We start from the raw sequence: 26,265 nt of genomic DNA on the forward strand, positions 1-26,265 counted from the left end.
CCTGAGGCACTTCATCTCAGAAACACTGAGCGTGGTCCGCTCAATCCTGCACCCGCCAGCGGCGGTACGCAACTTGAACTTGAGTCTGACCCACTCAACCTTACTGACCTGTGCCAACCGAAGGCGCACGTCACCTATTCCCACACCACAAAAAAATTCTTGCAGGGGACGCGGAGGGTCAGTTGGGCGGGTAGACCGCCACCGGCTCACCCTGCGCGGTGACCGTCAGATAGCCGCTCTTGCCGTCCTCGCCGACATAAATGCTGACCACCGGGTTGCCATCCGCGCCGTGGGCGATCTCGACATGACTGATCCGGTCACCGGCCAGGCCGAGGGTCTGCGGCGCGCCCGCGAGCAGGGCGGCGAGCTTCGGCAGGTCCAGCAGCGCCATATCGAAGACGTCCATGTCCGGGGAGCGGGGAGTATCGGACCAGGACTGGAAGGTGCCGTCGTAGCGAATGGAGGCATCACGCGCCGACGCGTCTTTGCGGCGCGCGATGATCGCGTAGGTGGGGAACAGCAGGACCTGGTCGGCCTTGGTGTCTCCGTAGTGGCCCTTGTAGGCGGCCACGAAACTGGCCAGGCCCTGGCCCGTGGTCGGGTCGGGCAGTGGGGGTTTGGGTGCGGCGGTCCGCGAAACGCAACCGGCGAAAGCGCCCAGCACGGCCGCCGCCACCAGGATCGCGGCCGCCACTCGCCAGCGGGTGGATGGGCCACGCCGATTCGCCCGCACCACTGGCGAATTCACCAGATTGCGCGGAATCTGCAGATCCGAGAGCACCGCGTCCAATTCACCGAAGGTGGTGGCCGCCATGGCTTTCGCGGTGCGCTGGGTGTGTTCGACGGCGGAGAGCTCGCCTAGTTCATGGGCCGCGTCGAGCAGAGAGCAGGCGTCGACGCGATCGGAGTCGCGGGCCCGCAGTCCCTGGGAGCGTGTATCAGCCATGATCTCGCCTATCCACCGAACGCCGAGGTGCGCACGATCCGGCCATCCGGAGTGACTTCGAGGTAGCCGCTCTCCTTGGCCGTATTGCCCACAGAGATGCGCACGAGAGGACCATTCGCGGTGCCCACGATATCGAGGTTGTCGACGACGCCGTCCGGCACTTTCGTCAGGTCCGCGGCGCGGGCCTCCACCGCCGCGATCGCCTGGACATCGAGGGCCGCCAGATCCACGGTGGGGGTCTGCGGCGACCTGGTCTCGGGCGCGGTGCCCAGATCGAAGCCGCCGCGATAGTAGTAGCGCGACTGCCGATTGGGCTGCGTCCCACGCACCACCGAGGCGTAGTCGGGGAACAGGTCCGCCGAATCGACGATGGTGTCACCGAACTTGCGGCGATAGGCGTCCCGGAAGTAGGTGAGCCCTTCCGCCTCGGTGAGCTTCGGGTGGGGCAGCACCATCGGTTTGATCACGCCGATATCGACCGACGGTGGCCCCGCCGCCCGGTCGGCGGGCCGGTCCACCGCGATGAAGGTCCCGACCGCGACCAGAATGCTGGCCACCACCACCCCGATGGTGAACCAGATCTCGCGCCGCGAGGTCGGCGGCACGGCATCCGGCGGCGCGTCGGCGGGTCGCTGCAGATCGTCGATGAGCTGGGAGAGGTCACCCAGAGTCTTTGCGCCCCCGGCGAGTTCGGTGAGCGTGCGATGGTCGTCCACGCTCAGCTGACCGTCCGCGAGCCCGGCGTCGAGCAGCTCGCACGCGGCCTGTCGATCGCTGTCACGCGCCCGCGTCCCGGGCGGATACCCGCCACCGGCCTTGCGCCGCACCCGTTTTCCGGCGGCGGTCAGGTTCACGGCCTTGGCGCTCGGCTGCAGGTCCCCGATCAGCCGCTGCAACTCCCCCAGCGTCTGTGCGGCCTGCGCCCGCTCCGACCGCTGGTGATACTCCTCGACCCCGAGCTCGCCCTCCTCGTAGGCGGCGTCCAGCATGGCCCGGGTGTTCACGCGGTCGATGTCCCGCGCCCGCATCCGCCCGGACGCGGCGGCATCCCCGGCCGATCCGGACGATCTGGAGCTCACGCGGGGATCGTAAACGGAATCCCGCCACGCCGCGCGGCTTCGGGATACGGAGTCACCACCTCCGCGGACACGCCCGGGTGCGGGGCGGACGTCCGAAATGCCGGGTATCGCCGGGGCCGCCCACGAAGATCTGAATCGTCGATTTCCGCTGGTGAGGAGGCTCGATGCAGGCAAGGTTCGGTATCTCGATCCCGCCCGTCGCGGCCGCGCTGCCGGACGTCATCGACATGGCCGTGGCCGCCGATGCCGAGGGCCTGGATCTGGTCGGGATCCAGGACCATCCCTACAACGCCGAATTCGGGGATGCGTTCGCGGTGATCGGGGCCTGCCTGGCGGCGACCGGGCTGGTCAGCGTGTACCCGGGCGTCGCCAATCTGCCGCTGCGCACACCCGCCATGCTGGCCAAGCAGGCCGCCACCTTCGACCTGCTCAGCGGCGGCCGGTTCGAATTGGGCTTGGGGTCCGGCGCTTTCGAGAGCGGCGTGATCGGGATGGGCGGACCGGCCCGCAAGGGGCGGTCGGCGCTGATGGCGCTGGCCGAGGGGATCGCCATCATTCGCGCGGAATGGCGTCCGGGACAACTGGTTTCGGTGGTGGGCACCGAATACACCGTGCAGGGCATCGAGGGCGGGCCCGCACCCGCCCACAATATCGGCATCTGGCTCGGCGCCCTGGGCCCGCACGCCCTGGACCTGATCGGCTCGGCCGCCGACGGATGGGTTGCGCCCCTGCCGAATTGGATGCCGTGGGAGCAGTGGGCCGGCGCCAATGCCCGCATCGACGCGGTGGCGCGCTCGGTGGGCCGGGACCCGCGCACCATCACCCGGATGGCGGCGCTGCCGGGCGTGGTGAGCGACCGGCCGTTGCATCCGAATCCCCGTGGCTCGGAACCGATTCACGGGTCGCCGCAGGAGTGGGCCGAGATCATCGTTGATCTGGCCCGCAATGCCGGTTTCGACACCTTCATCTACTGGCCGCCGGGATTCGATGTCGACCAGGTGCAGCGTTTCGCGCGGCAGGTGGTCCCGCTCGCGCGAAAGCTGCTGGGCGAGTTCTGAATCAGGCCCGCGCGGCCTCGATCGCCTCCCGCTGACCGGGCAGCTGACCGGGCCGGCCGACGCCGGTCTCGACCAGATCGCGCAGGCTCTCGGTGACGTAGAAGGTCCACGCCGGGGAGCACACATCGTGACACTCGTAGGCCGGAACCAGGCCGATCTGCGTGAAGCGCAGTTCGGTGCCGCCCTCGGTTTCGGTGATGTCGAAGTGGATCTCGTTGTTCACCCACTCGGTCTTGTCCTCGACGAAGTTCATCCAGTTGTCCTTGATCAGCCAGACCACGCGCCGGTCGGGCACGACCTCGGTCAGCTCGATCTCGCCGCGGTGCACGCCGGGAACCTCGTAGACGAAGGCGTCGCCCTGGCGTTCGGTGCCGCCGGTGATGTCCTGTCCCCACCACCCTCGGGGGTTCAGGACGGCGGCGAAGACCTCGGCGGGGGTGTTGTCGACGGTGAAGCTGACAGTGAAGTTCTGATCAGTCATGACGAGTCCCGTTCCTCAGGATCGGAGTGAAGGTTTATGCAGGCATCTGCCTGCGTAACTTACTTTCATGACGATAGCGACCTTACTTGCATCACACAAGCGAATGCGCCAATCTGAGGTCATGTTGGGACGCATGTACGAAGGGGAGATCTGCTCGGCCGCACGCACGCTCGAGGTCGTGGGCGAACGCTGGAGCCTGCTCATCGTGCGCAATGCCATGTTCGCGGGCATGACCCGGTTCACCGAGTTCCAGCGTGGGCTCGGCATCGCGCCGAACATCCTCACCAAGCGGCTCGCCGAATTCGTCGAGATCGGCATCTTCGAGCAGCGCGGCGCGACCGGCCACACCGAATACGTCCTCACCGACAAGGGACTCGACCTGAAGCCGGTGATCCTCGCGCTCACCGCGTGGGGTGACCGGTACGCGGCCCCGGACGGGCCGCCCATCACCTACCGGCATCCCGGCTGCACCGGGAAAGTCGCTGTGCGACTGGAATGTTCGGACTGCGACGCCGAGCCGGACCTGGCGGCAGTGACCGCCGAACTCGCCCCGTGGGCCTACGAACGCAAGTTCGGCACCGCGAACTAACCCAGCAGCGGGAACCGGCCGGACCGCAGCAGGCCCGCGATGGCCTCCATCTTCGCCTGCGGCGCAGCGTAATCCGGGTGTGCCCCGAGCACGGCGGCCGCATCGTGCAGCCGCACCATCTGCTCTTCGGCCTGTTGCACGCTGCGCCCGCCCGGCGTGATCGGGTGCGCCGCGAACGCGGGCCGCCGTGGATCCACCCGCCCCAGCTCCACCGCTTTGTCCACCCGCCGTGAACACCGGCAGAAGGCTTGCGGATTCGCCAGTCCGCAGGTCGATTCCAGGAAATTGCCGAGCCGCTTGCGCGCCCGCTCCACCCGTTTGCGATACGCGGCGGGCGTGGCGTCCACGATCCAGGCGGCCTCGTCCGAACTCACCTCGAAGACATCGGCGAGCACGTAGGCGACCCGCTCGTCACGGCTGAGGCATTGCAGCATGGCTTGACTGCAGTTCAGTCGCGTCTCCTGGATGAGCACGGTGGCTTCCGGGCCGCGGTAATCCTCGTCCGCCAGCCCGTCTTTCAGCCCCTCGCTGTATTCGTCGAAGCTGAGCTGCCGCGCCTCCTGCGGCGTCTGCCGCTTCAGATTCAGCAGATAGTTGACGCCGATGCGATACGCCCAGGTGGTCAGCCTGGCCTCGCCACGGAAACTCGCGAGATTGCCGACCGTTCGCAGCAGAATCTCTTGGGTGGCATCCTCCGCATCGGCGGGCCGCCACACCATGCGCAGCGCCAGCCGGTAGATCGGATCCTGCAGCAGCCGAACCACCTCTGTCACGGCCGTGCGATCACCGGAGACCGCGCGGTCGACCAGCTCCCGGTCCGAGGCCGCCGAGGTCTCACCGGGATCGGCGCCGGTGTCGAACTCGTCTCCGGCACTGCCCGATTCGGTCTGCATCCAGCCAGCTTGGGCGCGAACGACGCGGCACGCAATCGAATACGCCGCACGCGAACAGGGATCGTGGGGCGAGGAAGTCCTCGCCCCACGATCGGCCCTGCCACGGCGAATCCAGGCTAACCGGTCGAACCGGTCGGATGTGTTCAGGCCACGACCGGGGTGGTGGTGAGCGCGTGGCGGCGAATCCAGTCGGCGACGGCCGTCCCGATCTCGTCCGGACGCTCCTCCGGGCAGTGGTGCCCGGCCGCGCCGATATTCACGGTTTCGGTGGCCGCGAAAGTTTCGGCGGCCCACCGCACCACCTCCGGGGAACCCAGGCCCACCCCCTGATCCACATGCATGACCAGCTTGGGCACCTCGGGGCTGGCCGCCATCCAGCGGTCGTAGTTCTCGACGATCGCGACGGTGTCGCCGGGCTCGCCGATGATCGGGAATTCGCGCGGCCACGCCAGCATCGGCTTGCGCGACTCCGGGGTGGGGTACGGCGCGCGGTACGCGTCGTGCGCCTCGGCGGTGAGGGTGGGAATCGCGGTGGGCAGGTTGAATTCGATGAACATATTGTCCTCGAGCACCATTTTCTCGCCCTCCGGTGACCAGAAGCGGCGGAACAGCTGCTCACCCTGCGGCGGCAGATCCGACCAGTGCAGCGGGCGCAGGAATGTCTCGACGACGGCGATGCCGCGCACCCGGCCCGGGTGCCGGGCGGCGAAGTCCATGCCGAGCGCGCCACCCCAGTCGTGGCCGACGATCACGACGTCGTCCAGGCCCAGGGCGTCGAACCAGGCATCCAGGTAGCGGGCGTGATCGGTGAAGCGGTAGTCGCTCTCGGGCTTGCCGGAGGCGCCCATGCCGATGAGATCCGGTGCCAGGACCCGGTTTTCACCGCTCACGTGCGGAATCACATTGCGCCAGAGATAAGACGAGGTGGGGTTGCCGTGCAGGAACACGACGGGGACGTCACCGCTGCCGCGAGCGGCGAGTTCGGCACTGCCGGTGTCGGAGTAGTTGATGAACGAGTCCAGAACGTCGATGGTGGCCATGGCCGATGTCCTTCCGGGTGAATTGCCTACACCTGGTTGGACACGCGCCCCGGGCCGCTGTGACCGGACGGGTTAGTGATCCGCGTCACAGATCTTCTCGCCCTTCAGACCCGGGTGAATCCCGGGCGTGAGGCCATTGCCGACCGTGGCCCGCTGCAGCATGGCAACCAGGGTTGTGCGGTCGGCCGGTTCGAGCGGTGCCAGCAGCTCGGCGTCCAGCTCCCGGGCCAATGCCGAAGTGCGCACGATCATCTCGCGGCCGGCGGGCAGCAGGTGCACGGCATGCGCGCGCCGATCGACCGGATGCCTGCGGCGTTCCACCAGGCCACGCTTCTCCAGGTCGTCGACGAGTCCGACCATCACATTGCGGTGAATGCCCAGCACCTCGCACAGCTGCTGCTGCGACTGCCCGTCATTGGCCTCGAGGATGCGCAGGCAGCCGTGCTGCGGGGGTTTGAGACCCAGCGGCGCGAGGATGGCCGTGAACCGGGACGACGCATGAGATCCCAACTGCGCCAACAGGAATGCGGCGTTCTCGTACAGCGGAGGGTATTGGGTATCGACGTCGGTCACCCTCCCAGAGTACAGCAACGCACCAACCGTGATTGCCATCTTGTTTGATAATCACTTCAGGTGCATAGTTTGAGAGGTCGATCCACCCCCTGATTGCGAAGAGAGCTCGCCCGCTATGGACACCGACATCAACCCCGATACCGACCTCAACCCCACCCTCGATCCGCGCCGCTGGATCGCCTTCGCCGTCGTGCTGGCCGCCGGATTCATGGACCTGCTCGACGTCACCATCGTCAATGTGGCCGTACCCAGCATCCAGAAGGACCTGGGCGCGGCCTACTCCCAGATCGAATGGATCATCGCGGCGTATGTGCTGTCCTTCGCGGCGGTCCTCATCACCGGCGGCCGGCTCGGCGACATCTTCGGCCGCAAGCGGCTGTTCCTGATCGGCGTCACCGGATTCACCCTGGCCTCGCTGGCCTGCGGCGTCGCCACCTCCCCCGACCTGCTCATCGGATCCCGGTTCATCCAGGGCGCGATGGCCGGGCTCATGGTGCCGCAGATCCTCGCCATCATTCGCGTCACCTTCCCGAAGGAGGAGCGCGCCAAGGCGATTGCCGTGTACAGCGGCGTCGGCGGCTCTGCCTCCGCGGTCGGACTGTCCCTCGGCGGACTGCTGGTGCAGGGCAATCTGTTCGGCCTGGAATGGCGGCCCATCTTCCTGGTGAACGTCCCGATCGGCATTGCCGCGCTGATCGCGGCGGCCGTGGTGATGCGGGATTCGCGGTCCGCCAACCCGCCGCGCCTGGACGTCGTCGGCATGGTGCTGGCCGTGTCGGCGGTGCTGCTGCTGGTGTACCCGCTCAACGAGGGCCGTCGATTGCATTGGCCCGCCTGGACTTTCGTCATGATGGGTGCGGCCGCGGCGGTCTTCGCCGGATTCGTCGTCTACGAGCGGTGGCGGGCGCGGACGGTCGGCTCACCGCTGATCGATCTCACCTTGTTCCGCAACCGGGCCTTCACCACTGGACTCGCCAGCTGGCTGCTGTTCTGGATCGGTTTCGGCGGTTTCTTCCTGATCTGGACGCTGTTCATGCAGGCCGGTCTGGGCTGGTCACCCATGCGCGCCGGACTCACCTCGGTCTTCTTCGCGGTCGGCGCCGGCATCGGCGCGGGCGTGTCGGTCAGTGCGCTGGCCCCGCGCTTTGGCAAGTGGGTGCTGCTCATCGGCGGGCTGATCACGGCGGGCGGCTTCGGGCTGTACGGCGCGCTGGCCACCCACTACGAATCCGGTTTCACCTCGTGGCAGATGGTGCTGCCGCTGCTGGTGACCGGCATCGGCTTCGGCATCGTGGTCGCGCCGACCATCGACATGCTGCTCGGCCAGATTCCCGACCGTGAGGCGGGCGCGGCGTCCGGGCTGCTGAACACCGGACAGCAGCTGGGCATGGCGCTCGGCGTGGCGCTGGTCGGCATTCTGTTCTTCACCCAGCTGGATCATGATTCGGCGCGGGGCGTGGATGCGGTTGCGGCACAGACCCGGACCGAACTGTCGAGCGCCGGGCTGCCCGCCGCCGCCCAGGACCAGATCCTGGCGGGCTTCCGGGCCTGTGTGCGGGATCGGTCGGCGGAGGTGGATCCGTCCGCGGTGCCGGTCAGCTGCCAGTCGGCTCCGAACGCGAATCCGGCTGTCACACAGGCCCTGACGCACTCCGGTACGCAGGCCAACGCGGTCAACTTCGCGCACACCTTCGACTACACGCTGATGTGGGGCATCGGCCTGATGGCCCTGGTCTGCCTCGGCTTCGTGGCACTGCCGGGCACTACGCGGCTCGAACAGCACGAGATCGAGGAGGATGACGAACTGGTCGCCGTCTGACGGCAGGTGGTGAAGAATCCGAACTGTCACCGTCTTTCGACAGGAGTCCGTCATGCGCGCCGCAGTCTGTACCAAGGGTGAATTCCGGGTCGAGGACCTGCCGACTCCCGTCCCCGGGCCCGGCCAAGTGCTCGTCAGTGTCACCCGCTGCGGCATCTGCGGCTCGGATCTGCACGCCCGCACCCACTGTGACGATATGGCCGATCTGGCCGCCGCCACCGGCTACGACCACTTCATGCGGTCGGATCAGGCCATCGTCATGGGACACGAATTCACCGGCGAGATCGTCGAATACGGGCCGGGCACCCGCCGCCGGTGGAAGACCGGCACACCGGTGGTGGCCATGCCCATCCTGCGCACCGGCCGCCAACCGGAACTGACAGGGCTGTCGGCCAACGCGCCCGGCGGCTACGCCGAACACGTGCTGGTGCAGGAACCCATGACCTTCGAGGTCCCCAACGGCCTGTCCCCCGACCACGCCGCCCTCACCGAACCCATGGCCGTGGGCTGGCACGCGGTCCGCAAGAGCCGGATCACCAAGGGGCAGACGGCATTCGTCATCGGCTGCGGACCGATCGGACTGGCGGTCATCAGCATGCTGAAGGCGGCGGGCGTGCGCACGGTCGTCGCCAGCGACTTCTCCCCGCGCCGCCGCGAACTGGCGACCGCCTGCGGCGCCGACGTCGTGGTCGACCCGGGCACCGAATCACCTTGGGAGGCAACACCCAAGCCGTCCCGCATCACCGGCGCGAGCGACATCCTCAACCTCGGCTTCGACGCCATGGAGCGGCTGCGCCGCATCCCCGGCCTGCCCTGGTGGCAGGTGTTCCGCCTGCTACACACCCTCGACCGCGGCCCGTCCGGCCCGGTCGTCTTCGAATGCGTCGGCGTCCCCGGCATCATCGACCAGATCCTCACCGCCGCACCGCCGATGACCCGAATCGTCGTGGTCGGCGTCTGCATGCAGCAGGACGCCTTCCAACCCGCCACCGCCATCAACAAGGAAATCGAACTCCGCTTCGTCCTCGGCTACGACCCCGGCGAATTCCGCGACACCCTGCACATGCTCGCCGACGGCAAGGTCGACCCGTCACCCCTGCTCACCGGTACGGTCGGCCTCGAAGGCATCGCCACCGCCTTCACCACCCTCGCCTCCCCGGACCACCACGCCAAGATCCTCGTCGACCCGCGCAGCGACCGCACCGCGCCGTAACGGCGCTAAAGCTGCGGGCGCAGCGCGGGAAACGGGGTGGTCGGGGGCTCGTGGAGGATGTCCAGGAGGCCCTCGGCGCTGCGGGCGGCGGTGCGGCAGGCGGTGGTGAAGAACTGGTCGGCCAGGGGGTGGCGGCTGCGGGCGCGCCATTTGTGGACTGCCGCCAGGGCGGCTTCGCGCTGGGTTGCCAGGTCGGTGTGGCTCGGCAGGCCCAGGCGCAGGGTGGGGGCTACGCCGGCGCCTCCGATGAGGCGGTGTAGTTCGGCGAGATCCTCGGGCGGCAAAGGCAATTCGTTGGAGCGCAGGCGGGCCAGGAGGCGCAGTTCGGCGAAGCCGTGGACGTCGGCGAGCAGGGTGCGGACGCGGGGCAGCAGGGCATCGGCGGCGGTCCCGCTGTTCGCCGTGAGGATGCGGGCCAGGGCGGTCAGGGCCGAATGGGCCTTCAGATCGTCGGCGCGCTGGGCGAATTGGACGTCCAGGACGGTGCGGAGCTCGTCGAGGCCGCTGCGGTCACTGAGTTCGGCGGACAGGGCCTGGGAGCCACGGACGCCGAGACGGATCAGGGTGACCGCCAAGCGGATTCCGAACAGGCCGAAGCGAGCGGCCAGGTGGGCGCGCAGTTCCGCCGGGACCGGCAGCGGCAGGTCGGGGTGGGCGAAGCGGTCGGCCGACAGCAGGGCCGCGGTCAGGTCGTCCACGGGGATCGAGGCCAGCGCCTCGAAGGCGTCGTATTCGCGCTGGCGCAGGGTGGCGGCGGCGAAGGCCAGCAGGCCCGCGACCGGAATCACCGACTGGCACAGGCCGGTTCGCTCCAGCTCCGTCGAGAAGCGGGAGGCGACATCGCGTGCGGAGTGCAGGGCGTCGATGCGTCCGGCCCCGATCTCATCGGCGCGCGACACCACGCCGATCACGCCGAGCGGTCCCGAGAAGCCTTGCGGCGCACCGCCGCTCTGAGGCAATCCGACGCGGCCACTCTGGGGCAAGCCGACTCCGCCACTTTGAGGCGAGCCGACACTGCCACGCCCCGGACCCGCATTCCCGGCCGATCCGGTACCGATGCGTTCCAGGAAGTCGATGTCGGCGGTATCCAGCCGACGCAAGAGATAGAGGACCGCGTCGGCAGGCGGAATGGCCGGACCATCGCCGCTCGGCGTCAACAGCCGCGACGTGCGCGCCGACACCTCCCGCGACAGCGAGGAGATGCCCGGCGTATCGATGATGGTGGTCTGCGCCAACTCCGCCGACGGCCACTCCACCGACAGCTGATCCACTTCGCGCGGCGTCGGCGAATTCCACCGCAGCGCAGACAGATCGAAGGTCAATCCGTGCGCGCCCGGCAGCCCCTCGGCCCCGCGCCCGCGCCGCACCACCACATCCGCGCGCGCCCCGTCGGCGCTGTACGCGGTGACCCGCGGCGCGGACCCATTGCGATACCAAGTGACCAGCCGCGTGCATTCGGTCGCGTCGGTGGGCGCGATGTCCTGCCCGACCAAGGCATTCAGCAGCGTCGACTTTCCGGCCTTGAGCTGCCCCGCCAGTGCCACCCGCAACGGCTCGTCCAACCGCCGCGCGCACTCGTCCAACTGCGCGCGCACCCGCGGCCGGTCACCCAGTGACCGCCGCGCCGCCGCCAGCAGCCCGCGCGTCTCCGGCACCAGCCCATACCCGACACCGCTCGCGTCGTCTCTCATAGGCTCCCGATTCCGCAGCACACCGCACCTGATCGCATCGCAAGGCATTCGCCCCGGCATGCCGAATCGTTATCAGAACCGCCCAGGTCTCACAGTCGATTCCCAGTTCCACACGCCGAGGCCACAGCCCAGGTGGAGCCTAATGCCCCGGCTGCACGCGGCAGGTCCTTCACCGCCCCGGCGTGCACGAGTCCCTCGTCATCCCGGCGGGCTTTTGGCCGGGATCCACACCACGAGACGCTGCCACCGCTCGTGTGGATTCCGGCCAAAGGCACGCCGGAATGACGGAGAATGCCCGGTGAATCGGTTCAGCGAGCGGCAGGCGGCAGCTGCGGCAACGTGCCGGGGGTGAGGGCGGCCGGGGCTTCCGGGCCCAGCAGTGCGTTGGCGTGGTGGCGGAGCTCTGCGACCACGCGCAGTCGCCGCTCGAGTTCGGCGGCGCGTTCGGTGCGGCGGGCCGCCTCCAGATTGGCGGCCTCCTGTGCCGCCCGCAGGGATTCGTCGATCGAGCGCAGCGTGCGCTCGGCGATGGCGGTGAAATGGTCGCGCAGCATCCGGTGGATGCGGTGCAGGCGATCCTTGGTCTCCTTGCCGGTATGGAAGGCGACATCGTCGAGGTAGCGGCGCACCGCCATCTTGCCGTCGGCCCGGCGCTTGGCCAGCCGCGCCCGCTTGTCATCGGTGAACGCCTTGCCGCCCAACAGGACTCCCGCGCCCAGCGAGATCGGATTGATCAGGGCCAGACCCGCCATGGTGCCCACCATGCCCGCCATCACCACGCCGCCGTACGAGCCGCGCACCCCGACCAGCAGCTTGTGGCCCAGGCCCAGATCGGGTTCCAGGTCGGCGAGGGTGCACGATTCGGTGCGGGAGTCACCGTCCAGGGTGTCGCGCACCTCCGGCAGATCCACCGCGCCCAGATCGGTGAAGTGGGTGGCCACCTGCTCGGCCAGTTTCACCGCGCGGGTACCGGTCCACACCAGATTGTCGCCGACCGCGGAACCCACGGTGGCGGTGAGCCATTCGTCCATGCTGTCCCAGTGCCGGCCCGGATCGTGCTCGTCGATCCAGTCCTCAGCGGTGCGGGCGATATCGCGCAGGCGGTTGCGCAGATCGTGGTCGATGTCCCCGGCCAGGTCGGTGATGCCGTCACCGAGCGTCTGCTGCCAGGCGGCGGTGTGCCGATGCAGCTTCTCCGCCTCCGCCTTGGCGGCATGCAGTTCCCGGATGGCCGCGGCACCTCGCGCCGGATCCCGCAGCGCCACCAGCTCGCTGCCCAGCGCCAGCGCCAAATGCTCGGCGGCAGAGGAGATGTCGAGGGCGACGGCGCGGCGCAGGGCCGCCTGATCCCGGGCCACCACCTGCTCGCGCAGGAACTGGAACACCAGCCCGAAACCGGACTCGCGACCCAGGCCCTCGTCCTGCAAGCGCATGGCGTGTGCCCGCAGTACCGCCGAGACCGGCAGCATGGGCACCTCGATGTCATTGGCGCGCAGGTGCTTCCGGTTGGCCTCGAACACCTGCCGCCAATGCGGATACAGGTCGATCTTGGTGACCAGCACCGCGACCGCCGGGCACAGTTCCCGCACCTGCCGCAGGAAATCCACCTCGGTCTCGGTGAGTTCGGTGGAGGCGTCGGTGAGCATCAGCACCGCGTCCGCCGCCGGGGCCTGACCCAGAACCGTTGCCGCGCCCGTGGTTCCGTGCCCGCCCAGACCGGGGGTGTCCACCACCACGATGCCGTCGGCGAGCAGCTGACTCGGGGCCTGCAGTTCCAGCCGCAGCACGGCCCGGCCCTGCGGGCTCAGCACGGTGCCGCCGTGCGGGCCGCGACCCGACACCGCGGCGACGGCGTCGAACGGCACCGGCTCCCGGGTGTTGGACCCGCCATCGGCACCCGCGGCGATCACGGTCGCGCTCGGCTGCGCACCGTAGGACAGCACCGTGGTCACCGCCGTCGCCGAATCGTCGGCGACCGGGCAGACATCCAGATTGACCAGCGCGTTGACGAATCGGCTCTTGCCCTGATTCCCCAACCCGGCCACCACGATCCGCCGCCGCGGATCCCGCACCTTGCCCGCCACCGTCTCCAGCCGGGCGACCAGGTCCCCGCGTTCCGCGGCCCGCGCCACCGCGATGGCCTCCGCCACCATCGTCAACAGCGGGTTAGCCGCCACCATGCTCGTCACGTCTGCTCTCCGAACCTGTTCCAGCCGTCTCTGTTTCGAGAGGAACATCGCTCACCGCGGCGAACCGCGGTGAGCGACCCCTCAAACCTAGGAGTGCAGCATGTCCCCCACGATGTCCCCACCCGCATGCGTCCCGAGATCCACCCCGGCATGCGAATCCCCGAACAACGAAGCATCCGGCACATGCACCCCACCCCCGAACGCCTGCGAAACATCCACCCCCGCCCAAGGATTGGATCCCACCCCGTTCAACCCGGCATCCACAGCAGTCACCCCATGCGCCCCGGCATCCACCCCCGCCCCAACCTGAGCACCTGCCCCCACCTGAGCACCGGCCCCGACCCCGGCATCCAACCCACTACCCACCCCGGCAACCGCATTCCCAACCCCGGTGAGCCCGGTATCCACACCCGCCCCCAACTGCGTCCCCAGCCCGGCACCGGCATCCACACCCGTGTGCAGCCCGGTATCCAGCCCCGCACCAACCCCGGTCGCCGCATTTCCAAGCCCCGAAATCCCGGTATCCAGCCCACTTCCGAGCTGAGCACCCAAATCCGTACCCGCGTGCAGACCGCTATCCAGCCCGGTGCCAACTCCCGCCACCGCATTGCCCACACCCGAAATGCCGGTGTCCAAACCACTTCCGAGCTGCGCACCAAGATCCGTACCCGCATGCAACCCGGTGTCGAGGCCCGCGCCGACCCCGGTCGCCGCATTGCCCATGCCAGAAATGCCGGTATCCAACCCGGTTCCGAGCTGCGCACCCAGATCAGTGCCGACATTCGCCGCTCCGTTGAGCCCGGTCTCCAGACCCCCACCAATCTGAGTGCCCGCGCCGATCGCGCTATCAAGCCCGCCGCCGAGCTGCGCACCGAGGTCGGTACCCGCATGCAGGCCGCTGTCCAGCCCCGCGCCGATCTGGCTGCCCGCACCGACCGCGCTGTCGAGACCGGCGCCGGGCCCGGTCGCGCCGGAAAGTCCTGCCTCCAAGCCGGTTCCGAGCTGGGTGCCCAGGCCCGCGCCCACATTGCCAGCGCCTGCGATTCCGGTTTGGAGGTCCGAGCCCGCCTGGGTGCCCGCGCCAAGCAGGTTGTTGATTCCGGCATCGAGGCCGGTGCCGAGGTTCGCGCCTGCATTCACGCCGCCCGCGAGGCCGGTGTTGAGGTCGCCGCCGAGTTGGCTGCCGACGCCCACGATGGTGTCGGCTGCGCCGGAAAGTCCGGTCTCCAAGCCACTTCCGAGCTGTGCGCCGAGGTCGTTCGCGACGTTCACCGCGCCATCGATACCCGCACCGACGCCGAGCGCGGAGTCGAGCGCGCCACCGAGACCGGTCTGCAGGCCCGCGCCCACACCCGCTGCGGAATTCAGTGCTCCGCCGAGGCCCGCCTGCAAGCCCGCGCCCAGGTTGGCGGCCGCGTCGGCGGCGGTCGTGAGGCCCGCGCCGAGGTTGGTGTCGAGGCCCGCCGCGGTGGTGAGGGCACCGGTCAGGCCCGCGCCTGCCTGGGTGAACGCGTCGACCGCGCCTTGGAGGCCGGATTGCAGGCCGGCGCCGGCGTCGAGGCCGCCGTTGAGGGCGGTGGTCAGGTCGGCGGTGGCCTGGGCGCCGAGGACGGTGCCGAGGTTGGTTTCGAGGCCGGTGGCGATGTCGCCGGCTGCGCCGAGCGCGCCGCCGAGTCCGGCGGTCAGGCCCGCGCCGAGGTCTGCGGCGGCACCCGCCATCGCGCCGAGGTTGTCGGCGAGGCCGAGGTTGAGGCCTGCGTCGGTGCCGCCGTTGAGGAGCACCTGGGTGGCGGCCGCGCTGCCGAGGTTGAGGCCTGCGTCGGTGCCGAGTCCGGCCGAGCCACCGAGTCCGGCGGAGGCGCCCGCGTCACCGTTCACGCCCGCGCCGAGGCCGGTGTCGGCCCCCAACCCGGCGTTCACCCCGGTGTCGACGCCCAGCCCGGTGGCCCCGCCCGCGGCGATGATGTCGGACAGCTGCGAACCTCCCGCTACCAACGCGGACTCCGCCACCATGGGCGCGACGGCGGCGATGTCTTCGGGCGTCACGTTGTCGAGTCCGGCGGCGGCCAAAGCCCCGCCCGGATTGTCGCAATAGCTGACCGCGGCCTCATGGTCACGCAGCAGATTGAGGATGAACTCGAGAATTGCGTTGGGGCTCATGGCGAATCGTCTCCCTGGATGGGCGGGCCCCGCTGACCCGCACTGCTCGAATTTCCTTTCACGTTACGAAGGCGACTTGTTACGCACAGCGGGGTGAACTCCCCCAACTGCGCGGCCGTCCAACTAGGGGGAAAGGTGGACATTAGGGGAATTTCCCCATACCTGTCGGGGAATCGGTAACGACAGCCCCCCAGCTACCGACAGGCTCGGTGGGCCGCCCGGCCTGAACCGAGGATTTCGTACATATCGGACCGAAGAGCTTTCGGGCAGCACACGATTCAACCGAAGCGTGTTCTGGAAATGACAGGGGAACTCGAATGAGTCAGGGGCTGGCGCTCGGCATCACCGTCGGGTCGCTGAATACCGTTGCCGTGACGACTTCGGGGGGACAACACAGAGTGCGCACCCGGCCCAGCTCGCTGGGCGCGGAGCCGGAGGTCGCGGACAGCTTCCTGTCCCGGGTCGGGGATCCCGTGGACATCCGCACGCGCGACGGATCCGCTGTTCGCGCCGCGGATCTGGTGGCCGCGGCCGTCGGCCGCGCGCTGGACGAGGCGGGCCCGACCGATGCGGCCGTCGCCTGCTATCCGGCCTGGTGGTCGCAGCACACCGTCGAGGTGCAGCGCACCGCCCTGGGCGACGCCGGACTCGACACGGTGGCCCTGGTCCCGGAGCCCGCGGCGGCCATGCGCTGGCTGCAGGAGGTCCACGAATCCAGCCATGACGGCGCGATGGTCGTTTACGACCTGGGCGCGACCGGTCTGACCGTTTCGGTGGCTCGCACGGGAGCCATGTCGGGGCTGCTGGGCGAACCGGTACGTACCACTGCGGTGGCCGGTTCGGAATTCGATCTGCTGACGATGCGTTATGTACTCGCCCATGCCGTCGGCGAAAAGGATTTCGATCCGTTCGACCCATTGGTGGAACAAGAATTGTCAGCGCTCCGTCTTCGTTGCAAAATTGCGAAGGAAACGCTCTCCACCAATACCGCCACCATGGTCCCGGTGCGTTTGCCGGGCCTGGGAAATATGGACATACGACTTGTTCGCGTCGATATCGAGGAACTGCTGCGCGGCCCGCTGCTCGGCTCCACCGATCTGGTGCGTGAGGCCATGCGCCGCGCGGGCGTGACCGCCGCCGATCTGGACGGCGTCCTGCTCACCGGCGGCGGCGCCGGCATCCCGCTGGTAACCGAACTGCTGTCCACCGAATTCGGCATCCCGGTCGCGGCCGCCGCCGACCCGGCCCACCTGAGCGCGCACGGCGCCGCCCTGCTGGCCGCCGACCTGCTCGCCGACATCACCGAAACCGAGGCCCATCCCGCCATCGCGGCGGGCCGCGCGGGCTATGCCGGGGCCGACACCGCCCCGCCGGCCCGCACCGCGGCCGGACTCCCCCAGCGCATCCGCCCCGACTCGCTAGCCGAACCCGCCCCGGCGGACAGAGCCGAGAACGAGCCGAAAGCCCGTGCGCCGAAGCCTATTCCGCCCCTGCCCGAGTTCCCCGAGGAGGAGCGCGGCGGCTTCCGGCACTGGAAACGGGTCGCGGTGATCGGCGTGGCCGCCCTGGCGGTCGCCGCGGTCGCCACCGGCACCCTCGCGATGGGCACCGGCACCCAGTCGACGCCCGCGAATCGCAATGCGCCGCAGGCGCCGACGACCTCGGCCGTGGCCCTCGACACCCCCGCACCGACCGGTGCGGCCCCTACGTCCGGCGCACCCGCCCCCGCCGCGGGCAGCCCGGTCATCGCGACCAAGGGGGCCCAGCAGCCCGGCGGCACCAAGCCCGCCACCGCCACCACCCCGGCGAGCGCGCCCACCGGCGATCCGGCCGCACCCGCCGATACCCCTGCTCCACAACAGAATCCGGTGGCAGCGCAGCCTCCGCAGCCCGCACCCGCCCCGGCGCAACAGCCGCCCTCGACTCAGCAACAGGCACCCGTGCAGGTGCCGATCCCCACGCTCCCCACGGGAGCCCTGAACAACGCCGTCGATCAGCTGGGCAACGCGATTCCGCCGGTGCCGACGCAGATCGTTCCGCACACCGGCGGCTGAGAGTTGGTTCTTCGTGACAGGCATGACCCCGGTAGCGCTCGATTCGCTGCCGTGCGCCCGGGAGATATTCCGGGAACTGGATTCCGACGACAGCGCCGCCGCGCTGTATCTCATACGAGGCCGCTCCGGCACCGGTAAATCCACGCTGTTGGGCGCCATCCGCGCCCGGCTGCGTGCCCGCGGCGTCCCCCAGACCGACAATCCCGCGGCCGCACTGCGCCCCACCCGGACAGACGGGTATGCAGCCCGCACCGACGGGTTTCCGGCGCGTTCCGACGGCCATCCCGGGCGCGGCCGGCTCGCGCTCATCGTGGACGACGCCCACGCGCTGAGCGCGGCCGAGTTCGATCAGTTGTGCGCAGCCGTGACGGCCGGGGAGTTCCCGGTGGTGATCGGCATGCGGCCCCGCCCGCACGACCTGCGGCTGCGCGGCCTCACCGATCTGGTGGCGCGCCGCGGCCGAGTGATCGATCTGCGCGCCCTCGGCGCCACCGAGATCGCCCCGTTCGCAAGGGAATTGGGCATGATGGTGCCGCGCGGCCTGGCGCAGCACATCCACCGTCAGACCGGCGGCATCCACGGCGGCGTGGTGGCGGCCCTGTCCGCCGCCTGCGCCACCCGCCTGGACGCGGGCGTGACCGCGGTCGATCAGGCGGTGTCGGCGTGGGCGCGGGCCCGGCTCGACGACGCCGACCCGGAAATGCTGGACACCCTGGTGGTGGCGGCCATCGGCGCGGGCCTGGACACCGGTGAACTCACCGAGGTCCTCGACCTGCCCCCCACGGCCGCACAGGATCTGGTGGATCGGGCCCGGGGCAGCGCCCTGGTCACCGACGCCGATCTGCTGCTCGCCCCGGCGGTGGCGCCGCTGCGCACCCTGGTCGGCGATCGCCGCTTCCTGACCGTGGCCCGCCGCCTGCTGCACGCCCGCCTGGACGCCGGACTGCTGCGCGATCACACCGCGCTGCTGCTCGCCGAATCCGGTGTCCGCGACGAGCGACTGGCCGAATTCCTGTGTGCGGCAGCGGAGAAGGCGGGCGGCGAGGCGGTCCGCTACTACGCGGCCGCCCATGCCGCCGGAGCCGACCCGGACACCCTCGCGGTGCGCTGGGCCGATGCCGCGGCCCGCGCCGGGGACGGTGAGACCGCGCTGCGGCTGGCCGAACCCGCCCTGGCCGATCCGGTGCTGCCGCTCGCCGATCTGGCCGCGGCGGTCCGCATCTGCGCGGGCGTCTGGACGCGCCGGGGTCTGGCCGACCGCGCCGCCCAGCTCTACACCTGGCTGGGGGCCACCCGGGTCGGTCCGGACTGGGCGATCGCGGCGACCGTGCTGTACCTGTCCGGCGATGCCGCGGGCGCGCAGTCGCTTTCGGTGAACTCGGCCCAGTGGCCGCCCACCGAGGCCACCTCCCGGGCCGCGTTGATCGCCAACGCGCTGTTCGACTCCCTCGGATCCTCCGACGCCCCGATCGATCCGGCGCGGGACCCGATGGCGGGCCGCCAGCCGCGCCGAGGTGCCGCCGCGGCCGGTTCCGAATTCCCACCCCCGCCGAGCCTGGACGCGACGCACTCCGGGAACGGCGCGCACCGGTATCCGAATGCCCTGCAGCCCAGTGCGTCCCGGCCGGAGTCGACCGCCGTCGGTCTCTTCCCCGCGGTGAACGGCAATCGCGCCGAGCGCACCGCCGCCCCCGCGGGCCCGGCGAATACTTTCGCTGCCATACCGGCGAACACCCGCGGCACCGCGAACCCGCTCGGCACCCAGCCGAACTCACTCGGCACCACATCGGCGAACTCATTCGGCGCAGCGTCAGCAAGTTCACTCGGCGCAGCGTCAGCGAATTCTCTGGGCACGGCGTCAGCGAATTCTCTGGGTGCGGCGTCAGCGAATTCCCTAGGCGCAGTGTCGGCGAGCCCGCTCGCGGCGAACTCGGCGACCGCCGCCAGCATCCCCGCGACCACTTTCGGTACCGCCTCGGCGCCGACCGGATTCACCGCGGAGATGCGCGCGCTCGCGCCGACCACCCTTGCCGTCCAACGCTTCTCCAGCCCAGGCCGGGCACACCGCGGCGCGGCAGTCGCGGCGGCCTCCGCCCTGATCCAGGCCGCGCATTCGGGTCCGGCCCCCGCCGACGACGGCGGCGACCGCTTCCTCCCGTGCTCGGCCGTCTCCATCGCGGTCCTGCTGTGCCTGAGCATGGGCGACCCCCGCCGCGCGGCGGATGCCCTGCACCATGCCGCCCAGCCCGGGCCCGTGGCGGATCCGCACCGGCTGGTGCTGGGCGCGTGGGTGGCCATGCTGGGCGGCGATGAGCACGCCGCGGCCACGCTGATGGCGGAAGTCCCGCTCGCGCAGCTCGATCCGCGCGATCGCCTGCTTGCGCACGGTGTCCTGGTCGGCCTGGCCCGGCGCGGCGGCGACCATGCCGCGCTGGCGCTGGCCTGGCAACAGGCCACGCCCCTGTTCGACGAGGTCGGCGCGGACCTGTTGACGCTGTTGCCGATCGGCGAACTCTGGCTGGCCGGCATCCGATTGCGCGACGAGGCCCGCCTCACCGCGCTGGTGACCGCGGCCGACGAGCTGCTGCGCCGCCTCGGCCAGCCGCCCGCCTGGTCGAATGCCTTCCACTGGTACGCGATTCAGGCCGCCATCGCCCAGGAGAGCCCGGAAGCCCTGCTGCCGCATGCACATCGGCTCAAGACGGCCGCGGCGGCGGGCGACCCGCAGGCGGCCGCGCTGGCCGACGCGGGCCGCACCTGGGTGCTGGTGTTGCGCGGTCAGGTGGTGCGTGAGCAGGTCGAGGGCGCATCGGCCCGGCTGGCCGGACTCGGTCTGCGCTGGGACGCGGCGCGGCTGGCCAGCGAGGCCGCGCTGGCGGCCCGCGACTCGGCGACCGCGACCGCCCTGCTCAAGCTGGCCCGCACCCTGCGCGCGCAGGCGCGGCCACCCGAGTTGCCGATGCGGGCGCCCGCCCCGGCGGCCCCGCAGCCGCGTCCGGAACCGATCACCGATACGGTGCTGAGCGAACGCGAACGCGAGGTCGCCGAACTGGTGCTCCTCGGTTTGACGTACCGGGAGATCGGGGCCCGGCTCTACATCTCGGCCAAAACCGTGGAACATCACGTGGCTCGGATGCGGCGTCGGATCGGTGCCGGGTCGCGTTCGGAGTTATTGTCAATGCTTCGCGCCATGGGTCACGGTTCACTCCTCGTGTAACCCGGCGCGAGAGAACCCGGACGCACCGAGTGAGGTAGAAGAGGATGGCCACTGGGGTGGGCCTGCGGATCGCGGACGACGAATCCGTCGTAGCCGTGGTGACAGGCGACGATGCCACACTCCCGGTGCACTACACCGTGCGCGAGTCCGTGCTGCACATGTCCGACGACGGTGACGCCGTGCTCGGCGGGGAGGCCCCGGAGGGCTATACGCACTCCATCCGGGACTTCGTCGGCGCGGTCGGCGATCCGGCGGGCCTGGCCGTCGACGACGGCGAGGCGTACCGCGCCGAGGATCTGATGGCCACCGCCGTCTTCTGCCTCATCGGCCAGGCCGCCGAGCATCTCAACGGTCCCGCCGAGTTCTATCTGGCCCATCCGACGAGCTGGCCCGACACGCATATTCGTGCGCTGCGCGAGGCCCTCGACTATCTGGGCCTCAAGTCGGTGGTGCTGGTCGCCGAGCGCGACCTACCCCCGGCGGACGAGGACACGGGCAAGACCATCGCCTACCAAGCCGCCCGCGCGGCCCTGGCGGCCGTACTGTCCACTCCGGCCGGGGTCACGCCGCCCGATGCCACCGCGTCCGCCGCCAATGCCGCCGATGTCACCGATGTGCTGCCCGCCCTGCGCTCGGATCTGGCGCAGGCGTATTCGGAGGCGGTCCCGGCCGTCCCCGCGGACACCGCTGTCGAACCGTCGGTCACCCGGGGCATGCCCCAGGTGATCGTGTCGTCCCGCGCCCCGCGCGGCCATCGCGGCCCGTACATCATCGCCGCGGTCGCCGCCGCGATCGGTTTGCTGTTGGGTGGCGTAGGGATCGCTGCGGTTATGCGCCATGACAACTCCACGCCCGGCCCGCCGCGCGGCGAGGTGCGTTCCGAGCCCGCGGGTTCGGCCGGCGCGGCCCCGCCGCTGCTGCCGCCGACCGGATCCGACAAGCCGACCGCGGCCGCGCCCGCACCCGCCGATGTCACGGATGCGCCGGTCACCTCGGATCTACCGACCACCGCTGTGCCGCCCCCGCCGCCGCCCACCACCGAGCCGCCGACGACGACACCAGCGCCGACCCGCACCACGCCGCCGACCACGACACGCCCATATCCGCCGATCTATCAGTACCCTCCTGTGCCGACATTCGAACCGCCGCCGCTGTTGGACCCATGGGGACTGACTCAGCACTGATTTCGTAGAGACCTTCGGTGCTTTGTGCCCTAAAGTGGTGCGCTGACCGACCTTCCGGAAGGTAACCGGATCCTGGTCTCGGAATGCCGGTCTGCTGGGTGCACTACGAAGGGACTCCATGCGCAAGTTCATGGCGCGCCGCGCCACGGTTCGAGCTGCCACCATTGCCGTTGCCTCGACCGTTCTCTTGGGTCCCATGCTCAGCACCGCCTCCGCGGACCCCGCGTCCGTGGATCAGCTTGCCGCCGACAAACTTCCGGCGGAGCTGGTCACCGCCATTCAGCGCGATCTGAAGATGTCGCCCGCCGAATACCTGGACCGGGCCGCGAAGTCTCAGCAATTGCGGGGATACGCAAGCGAATTCCGGGCCCAGCGGCCCGACGATTTCGCGGGCGCCTGGATGGGTACCGACGGCAAGCCGGTCATGGCCGTCACCTCCCTGGATGCCGCCAAGATCGCCGCGGCGGACGGCTACCAGACCCGGTTGGCGCCGATCAGCGCCGACGGCCTGGAGAAGTCGGCCGATCAGCTGAATATGTGGATCACCAGCCTGCCGCGTGATCTCTCGAGCGCCGTCAACTCGGTCGCCATCGACTTCCTCAACAGCCAGCTGGTGTTGAGTGTCGCGAATACCCCGGCCGGGCATTTGCTGAATCTGCCGACGCTGATCGCCAATATCAAGGTGATGCTGTCCCCCGATTCCGGCGGCCCGGTGGAACGGCGTCCGATGGGTGGCGACACCTACATCACCGCGCCGACCTCGCTGAGCGATTCGTCGCTGCACAGCGTGGATGTGTGCTCGTTCGGTTTCAACAGTGTGGATTCCGCCGGAAATGCCCTGAACATCAGTGCCGGCCACTGCAATCCGAATGTGGAGCAGGGCACCAGCGCCGATGTCTACCTTCCGAATGTGCGGAATCTGGCGGCCAGCCCGAAGGTCGGCAGCTTCGTCTCCTCGAACCTCGGCGGTCGCAGCGGACTGGATTATTCGGTCATCAAGCTGAATGACGACGCGGTGCGCGGCGGCATGGATCAGCCGTCGGTGCGCGGCGCCAACGGCACCACGCTGACCATTACCGGTGTGGCGGACCCGATCACCGGCGCGCCGGTCTGCAAGTCGGGCCAATCCTCCACGTTCACTTGTGGATTCGTAGTGGCCGACCGGGTCGAGACCCAGTTGTTCACCGCGGAGGGCCAGTCCAAGACGGTGCGTGGTTTCGCCTCCAGCGCCTGCACCCTGGGCGGTGACAGCGGCGGCGCGATCGTGACCGGCACGCTGGCGCTGGGCATCACCAGTGGTTCGAACGCGGCCGACGCGCCGAACTGCAACGAGGCCAATACCCAGTTGGCGCAGTACGGTGGAACCGCGTCGCTGGGCATCCCGGTGCGCGCGATTCTCACCGAAATCGACGCCAATTCCGGCGGCGGTATCGGCAGTGGAATTCAGGTGCGGACGCAGTCCGGCGCCTGAGCGAGGGCGATAAAGCCCCGACGGCAACAGCATTGACAGCGTGTTCGGATGTCACCGGAGAGAATCGGACATCCTTCTCATTGCGCTTGAATCCGACACGCTGGCTGTTTGCCCCCTGAATACCGAAACGTCACCTCGCAATAAGTAGGCATAACGGGCCCGACACCATATAGTCGGGGCCATGCTCCTGCCACGTATGCGCTTCTCCATGCCATCTGCGGGCCGACGACGCCCACAGACCCTTGTCCGGACAGCGGCGATCGCGGCCACCACGCTGCTTGTCGCCGGACCGCTGGCGGCGAGCGCACAGGCGGACCCCGCGACCCCCGCGACCCCGGATCTTCCGGCCGCGCTGGTGGACGCCATCACCCGCGACCTCAAGATCTCCCCGCAGGACTACCTGCAGCGCGCCGACGTGGCACAGAAGGTGGCCACCTTCGCCACCACCGCGCAGCGCCAGTTCCCGAACGTCTTCGGCGGCGCGTGGCTCGACGAGAACGGCAAGGCCGTCGTCGCGCTCGCCCCCGGTGACGGCATCGACCAGGCGCGCAAGGCCGTGACCGACGCCGGCTTCACCGCCAAGGATGTCAGCAAGAGCGAGACCACCCTGCGTGGCGAGAAGAACGCCTTCCAGCAGTGGCTCAAGGATCAGCCCGAGTCCGTGTCGAAGGCCATCCGGGGCGTGGCCATCGACACCCTGAACAACAGCATCGCGGTGCGGGCCGACAAGCCCGGCCTGCCGCTGCCCGGCTTCGTGGATCCGGCCCGCGTCATCGTGATGAGCGCGCCGCCGGTCGGCGGCGAGGGCCAGGACGTGCCGCAGGCCGCCGACATCGCCGGCGCCGGGCCGCGTGCCATGGCCGCCGGTGAGGCCTACGCCTCGGTGGCGGGCCGCATGTCGCTGCGCTGCTCGCTCGGCTTCAACGGCACCGATGCCAACGGCAACGTCGTGAACATCACCGCGGGCCACTGCAACCCGAACATCCCGGCCACCGGCGGCGCCAACTCGCCCGCCGTGTACGCGATGGCCGGCGACAGCCGCGGTCCGCAGATCGGTGTGTTCCAGAAGTCGGTCCTGGGCAACGAGGACTACTCGATCATCGGCATCAACAACGACTACCACGACGCGCTCAACAACCCGCTGGTGAGCGTCCCGGGCAATGCCCCGATCTCGGTCACCGGCGTGGCCGTGCCGGTGGTCGGCGCGCCGGTCTGCAAGTCGGGTGCGCGCACCGGCTTCAGCTGTGGCGTGGTGAACGCCGTCGACCAGACCGTCCAGGTCGGCGACCGCATGCTCACCCAGTCCTTCTCGGCGAATATCTGCGCCCTGCCCGGTGATTCGGGCGGCCCGCTGGTGACCGGCACCCTGGCCCTGGGCATCTCCAGCGCCTCCTCGGTCGCCGACTACCCGATCTGCGAGATCCCGAACCTGATCGGTCTCATCACCGGCAACACCCCGCAGCTGTTCGCGCAGCCGGTGAGCACGGTGCTGTCCGACAACCCGGGGCTGCGGGTCAGCACCACGTAGTCCCGCGATCTCAACACCTTCGAAAAGGCCGGTAGCTCAACAGCTACCGGCCTTTTCGGCCTCCGGGGACCCCAGGGGCCCCGGAGGGCAGTGCTGAGGCAGCAGGGAGCCATGGGACGGGTGTGGTTCGGGCGTAGGCCGGGCAGCACCGGCTCGGGCATCCTGGAGGCATGTGTTTGGTGTTGCTGGGCTGGCGTACGCATCCGGAGTACCGGCTGATCGTCGCCGCCAATCGGGACGAGTTCTTCACCCGCCCAACGCAATCGCTGCGCCGCTGGGACGAGGTGCCCGGCCTGCTGGCGGGCCGCGATATGGGCGCGGCGGGCCCGGTGCCCGGCACCTGGCTCGGCCTGCTGCCCGACCGGCACCGTTTCGCGACGGTCACCAATGTGCGCGGGGCGGGCGAAGTCCGCACCGATGCCCGGTCGCGCGGCGCGCTGCTCTTGGATTTCCTCCGCGGGGACACGGTTCCGGAGAAGTTCGTGCGCGATGTGGCCGCGGCGCCCGACGACTACAACGGCTACAACCTGGTGACCTCGGACCTGGACACGCTGTGGTGGCACAGCAATCGCGGCGAGCGAACTCCCCGCGAACTCCCGCCCGGCTTTCACGGCCTGTCCAACAGCGCCCTCGCCGGCTCGCTCGAACCCGACGGCAGCGTCACCACCGGCACCCCGGATCCGGCCTGGCCCAAGGTGCGCGAGGGCGTGCGCGCGGTGGCCGCGGTCGCCGCCACCGATCCCGGCGACACCGCGGCCTATCTGGCCGTCCTGGCCGACCGCACCCGCGCCGCCGACGCCGAGCTCCCCGACACCGGCCTGGGCCGGCTCGGCGAGCGCGCCGCCTCCTCGCGCTTCGTCTTCCACCCGGTCCACGGAACCCGCTGCAGCACGGTGCTACTGGTTCGCGAGGACGGTAGCTACACCATGACCGAACGCACCTTCGCGCGCTTCGGCCGCCGCCAGGGCACGGTCTCGTTCGAGGGCACCCTCGACCTTCCGGCCTGACCTGCGACCGCGTGCGGACCTGTCCGCGAACGCATTCGGCCCGCCTCCGACGAGCGAGGCGGGCCGAATGATG

19 protein-coding genes are annotated in these 26,265 nt (G+C 69.8%); 10 read left to right on the forward strand and 9 right to left on the reverse strand.

Annotated features, from left to right (window positions below; all coding sequences use genetic code 11):
• Nucleotides 1–178: 178 nt before the first annotated feature.
• Both ACYVN4_RS13350 and ACYVN4_RS13355 read right to left on the reverse strand, forming a co-directional pair.
• Complete coding sequence (locus ACYVN4_RS13350) at nt 179–946, reverse strand: DUF1707 SHOCT-like domain-containing protein (protein WP_460720827.1); 768 nt, start codon at nt 944–946, stop codon at nt 179–181.
• 8 nt (nt 947–954) lie between these two features.
• Nucleotides 955–2,025 carry a DUF1707 SHOCT-like domain-containing protein gene (locus ACYVN4_RS13355; RefSeq protein WP_460720829.1) on the reverse strand — a complete coding sequence of 357 codons (1,071 nt, stop codon included), beginning with the start codon at nt 2,023–2,025 and terminating at the stop codon, nt 955–957.
• A gap of 164 nt (nt 2,026–2,189) precedes the next feature.
• On the opposite strand from ACYVN4_RS13355, the gene ACYVN4_RS13360 reads away from it, so the two are divergent.
• Nucleotides 2,190–3,083, forward strand: a complete 894-nt coding sequence (locus tag ACYVN4_RS13360; protein WP_460720831.1) for an LLM class flavin-dependent oxidoreductase — start codon at nt 2,190–2,192, stop codon at nt 3,081–3,083.
• A 1-nt stretch (nt 3,084) separates the two neighbouring features.
• Here ACYVN4_RS13360 and ACYVN4_RS13365 read toward each other — a convergent pair whose 3' ends face one another.
• The gene (locus ACYVN4_RS13365) at nt 3,085–3,564 is read right to left on the reverse strand and encodes an SRPBCC family protein (protein ID WP_460720834.1); all 480 of its coding nucleotides are present in this window, start codon (nt 3,562–3,564) and stop codon (nt 3,085–3,087) included.
• A 121-nt stretch (nt 3,565–3,685) separates the two neighbouring features.
• Between ACYVN4_RS13365 and ACYVN4_RS13370 the strand changes: the two genes are divergently transcribed.
• A complete protein-coding gene (locus tag ACYVN4_RS13370) occupies nt 3,686–4,153 on the forward strand; it encodes a winged helix-turn-helix transcriptional regulator (protein WP_460720836.1) in 468 nt (155 codons plus the stop codon).
• Here the strand turns inward: ACYVN4_RS13370 and ACYVN4_RS13375 are convergent.
• The 3 genes from ACYVN4_RS13375 to ACYVN4_RS13385 form a co-directional block, all read right to left on the reverse strand.
• Nucleotides 4,150–5,046: an RNA polymerase sigma factor gene (locus ACYVN4_RS13375; RefSeq protein WP_460720838.1), complete on the reverse strand. Its 897-nt coding sequence runs from the start codon at nt 5,044–5,046 to the stop codon at nt 4,150–4,152. The two genes, ACYVN4_RS13370 and ACYVN4_RS13375, sit on opposite strands and share 4 nt — an antisense overlap.
• A gap of 143 nt (nt 5,047–5,189) precedes the next feature.
• Complete coding sequence (locus ACYVN4_RS13380; RefSeq protein WP_460720840.1) at nt 5,190–6,086, reverse strand: haloalkane dehalogenase; 897 nt, start codon at nt 6,084–6,086, stop codon at nt 5,190–5,192.
• A 72-nt stretch (nt 6,087–6,158) separates the two neighbouring features.
• Nucleotides 6,159–6,659, reverse strand: a complete 501-nt coding sequence (locus ACYVN4_RS13385; RefSeq protein WP_460720842.1) for a MarR family winged helix-turn-helix transcriptional regulator — start codon at nt 6,657–6,659, stop codon at nt 6,159–6,161.
• A gap of 115 nt (nt 6,660–6,774) precedes the next feature.
• On the opposite strand from ACYVN4_RS13385, the gene ACYVN4_RS13390 reads away from it, so the two are divergent.
• Nucleotides 6,775–8,478 carry an MFS transporter gene (locus ACYVN4_RS13390; RefSeq protein ID WP_460720844.1) on the forward strand — a complete coding sequence of 568 codons (1,704 nt, stop codon included), beginning with the start codon at nt 6,775–6,777 and terminating at the stop codon, nt 8,476–8,478.
• A 52-nt stretch (nt 8,479–8,530) separates the two neighbouring features.
• Nucleotides 8,531–9,691, forward strand: a complete 1,161-nt coding sequence (locus tag ACYVN4_RS13395; protein ID WP_460720846.1) for a zinc-binding dehydrogenase — start codon at nt 8,531–8,533, stop codon at nt 9,689–9,691.
• A 5-nt stretch (nt 9,692–9,696) separates the two neighbouring features.
• Here ACYVN4_RS13395 and ACYVN4_RS13400 read toward each other — a convergent pair whose 3' ends face one another.
• The 3 genes from ACYVN4_RS13400 to ACYVN4_RS13410 form a co-directional block, all read right to left on the reverse strand.
• Nucleotides 9,697–11,382, reverse strand: a complete 1,686-nt coding sequence (locus tag ACYVN4_RS13400) for a dynamin family protein (RefSeq protein WP_460720848.1) — start codon at nt 11,380–11,382, stop codon at nt 9,697–9,699.
• Nucleotides 11,383–11,690: 308 nt separating this feature from the next.
• A complete protein-coding gene (locus ACYVN4_RS13405; RefSeq protein WP_460722621.1) occupies nt 11,691–13,562 on the reverse strand; it encodes a dynamin family protein in 1,872 nt (623 codons plus the stop codon).
• Between the two features lie 96 nt (nt 13,563–13,658).
• Complete coding sequence (locus tag ACYVN4_RS13410; protein ID WP_460720850.1) at nt 13,659–15,731, reverse strand: IniB N-terminal domain-containing protein; 2,073 nt, start codon at nt 15,729–15,731, stop codon at nt 13,659–13,661.
• 317 nt (nt 15,732–16,048) lie between these two features.
• Here ACYVN4_RS13410 and ACYVN4_RS13415 point away from each other — a divergent pair, with 317 nt between their 5' ends.
• From ACYVN4_RS13415 to ACYVN4_RS13440, 6 genes are all read left to right on the forward strand, one after another.
• Nucleotides 16,049–17,785: an Hsp70 family protein gene (locus tag ACYVN4_RS13415; RefSeq protein ID WP_460720852.1), complete on the forward strand. Its 1,737-nt coding sequence runs from the start codon at nt 16,049–16,051 to the stop codon at nt 17,783–17,785.
• 22 nt (nt 17,786–17,807) lie between these two features.
• Nucleotides 17,808–21,002, forward strand: coding sequence for a LuxR C-terminal-related transcriptional regulator (locus ACYVN4_RS13420; RefSeq protein WP_460720854.1), 3,195 nt, complete (start codon nt 17,808–17,810; stop codon nt 21,000–21,002).
• Between the two features lie 44 nt (nt 21,003–21,046).
• Nucleotides 21,047–22,186 (forward strand): hypothetical protein, encoded by a 1,140-nt coding sequence (locus ACYVN4_RS13425; protein ID WP_460720856.1) that lies wholly within the window; start codon nt 21,047–21,049, stop codon nt 22,184–22,186.
• A gap of 118 nt (nt 22,187–22,304) precedes the next feature.
• Entirely contained in the window at nt 22,305–23,657 is a 1,353-nt protein-coding gene (locus ACYVN4_RS13430; protein WP_460720858.1) for a S1 family peptidase, read from the forward strand.
• Between the two features lie 181 nt (nt 23,658–23,838).
• The gene (locus tag ACYVN4_RS13435) at nt 23,839–25,185 is read left to right on the forward strand and encodes a S1 family peptidase (RefSeq protein WP_460720860.1); all 1,347 of its coding nucleotides are present in this window, start codon (nt 23,839–23,841) and stop codon (nt 25,183–25,185) included.
• 170 nt (nt 25,186–25,355) lie between these two features.
• A complete protein-coding gene (locus ACYVN4_RS13440) occupies nt 25,356–26,192 on the forward strand; it encodes an NRDE family protein (RefSeq protein WP_460720862.1) in 837 nt (278 codons plus the stop codon).
• Nucleotides 26,193–26,265: the final 73 nt, after the last annotated feature.

Source organism: Nocardia heshunensis (assembly GCF_054782115.1).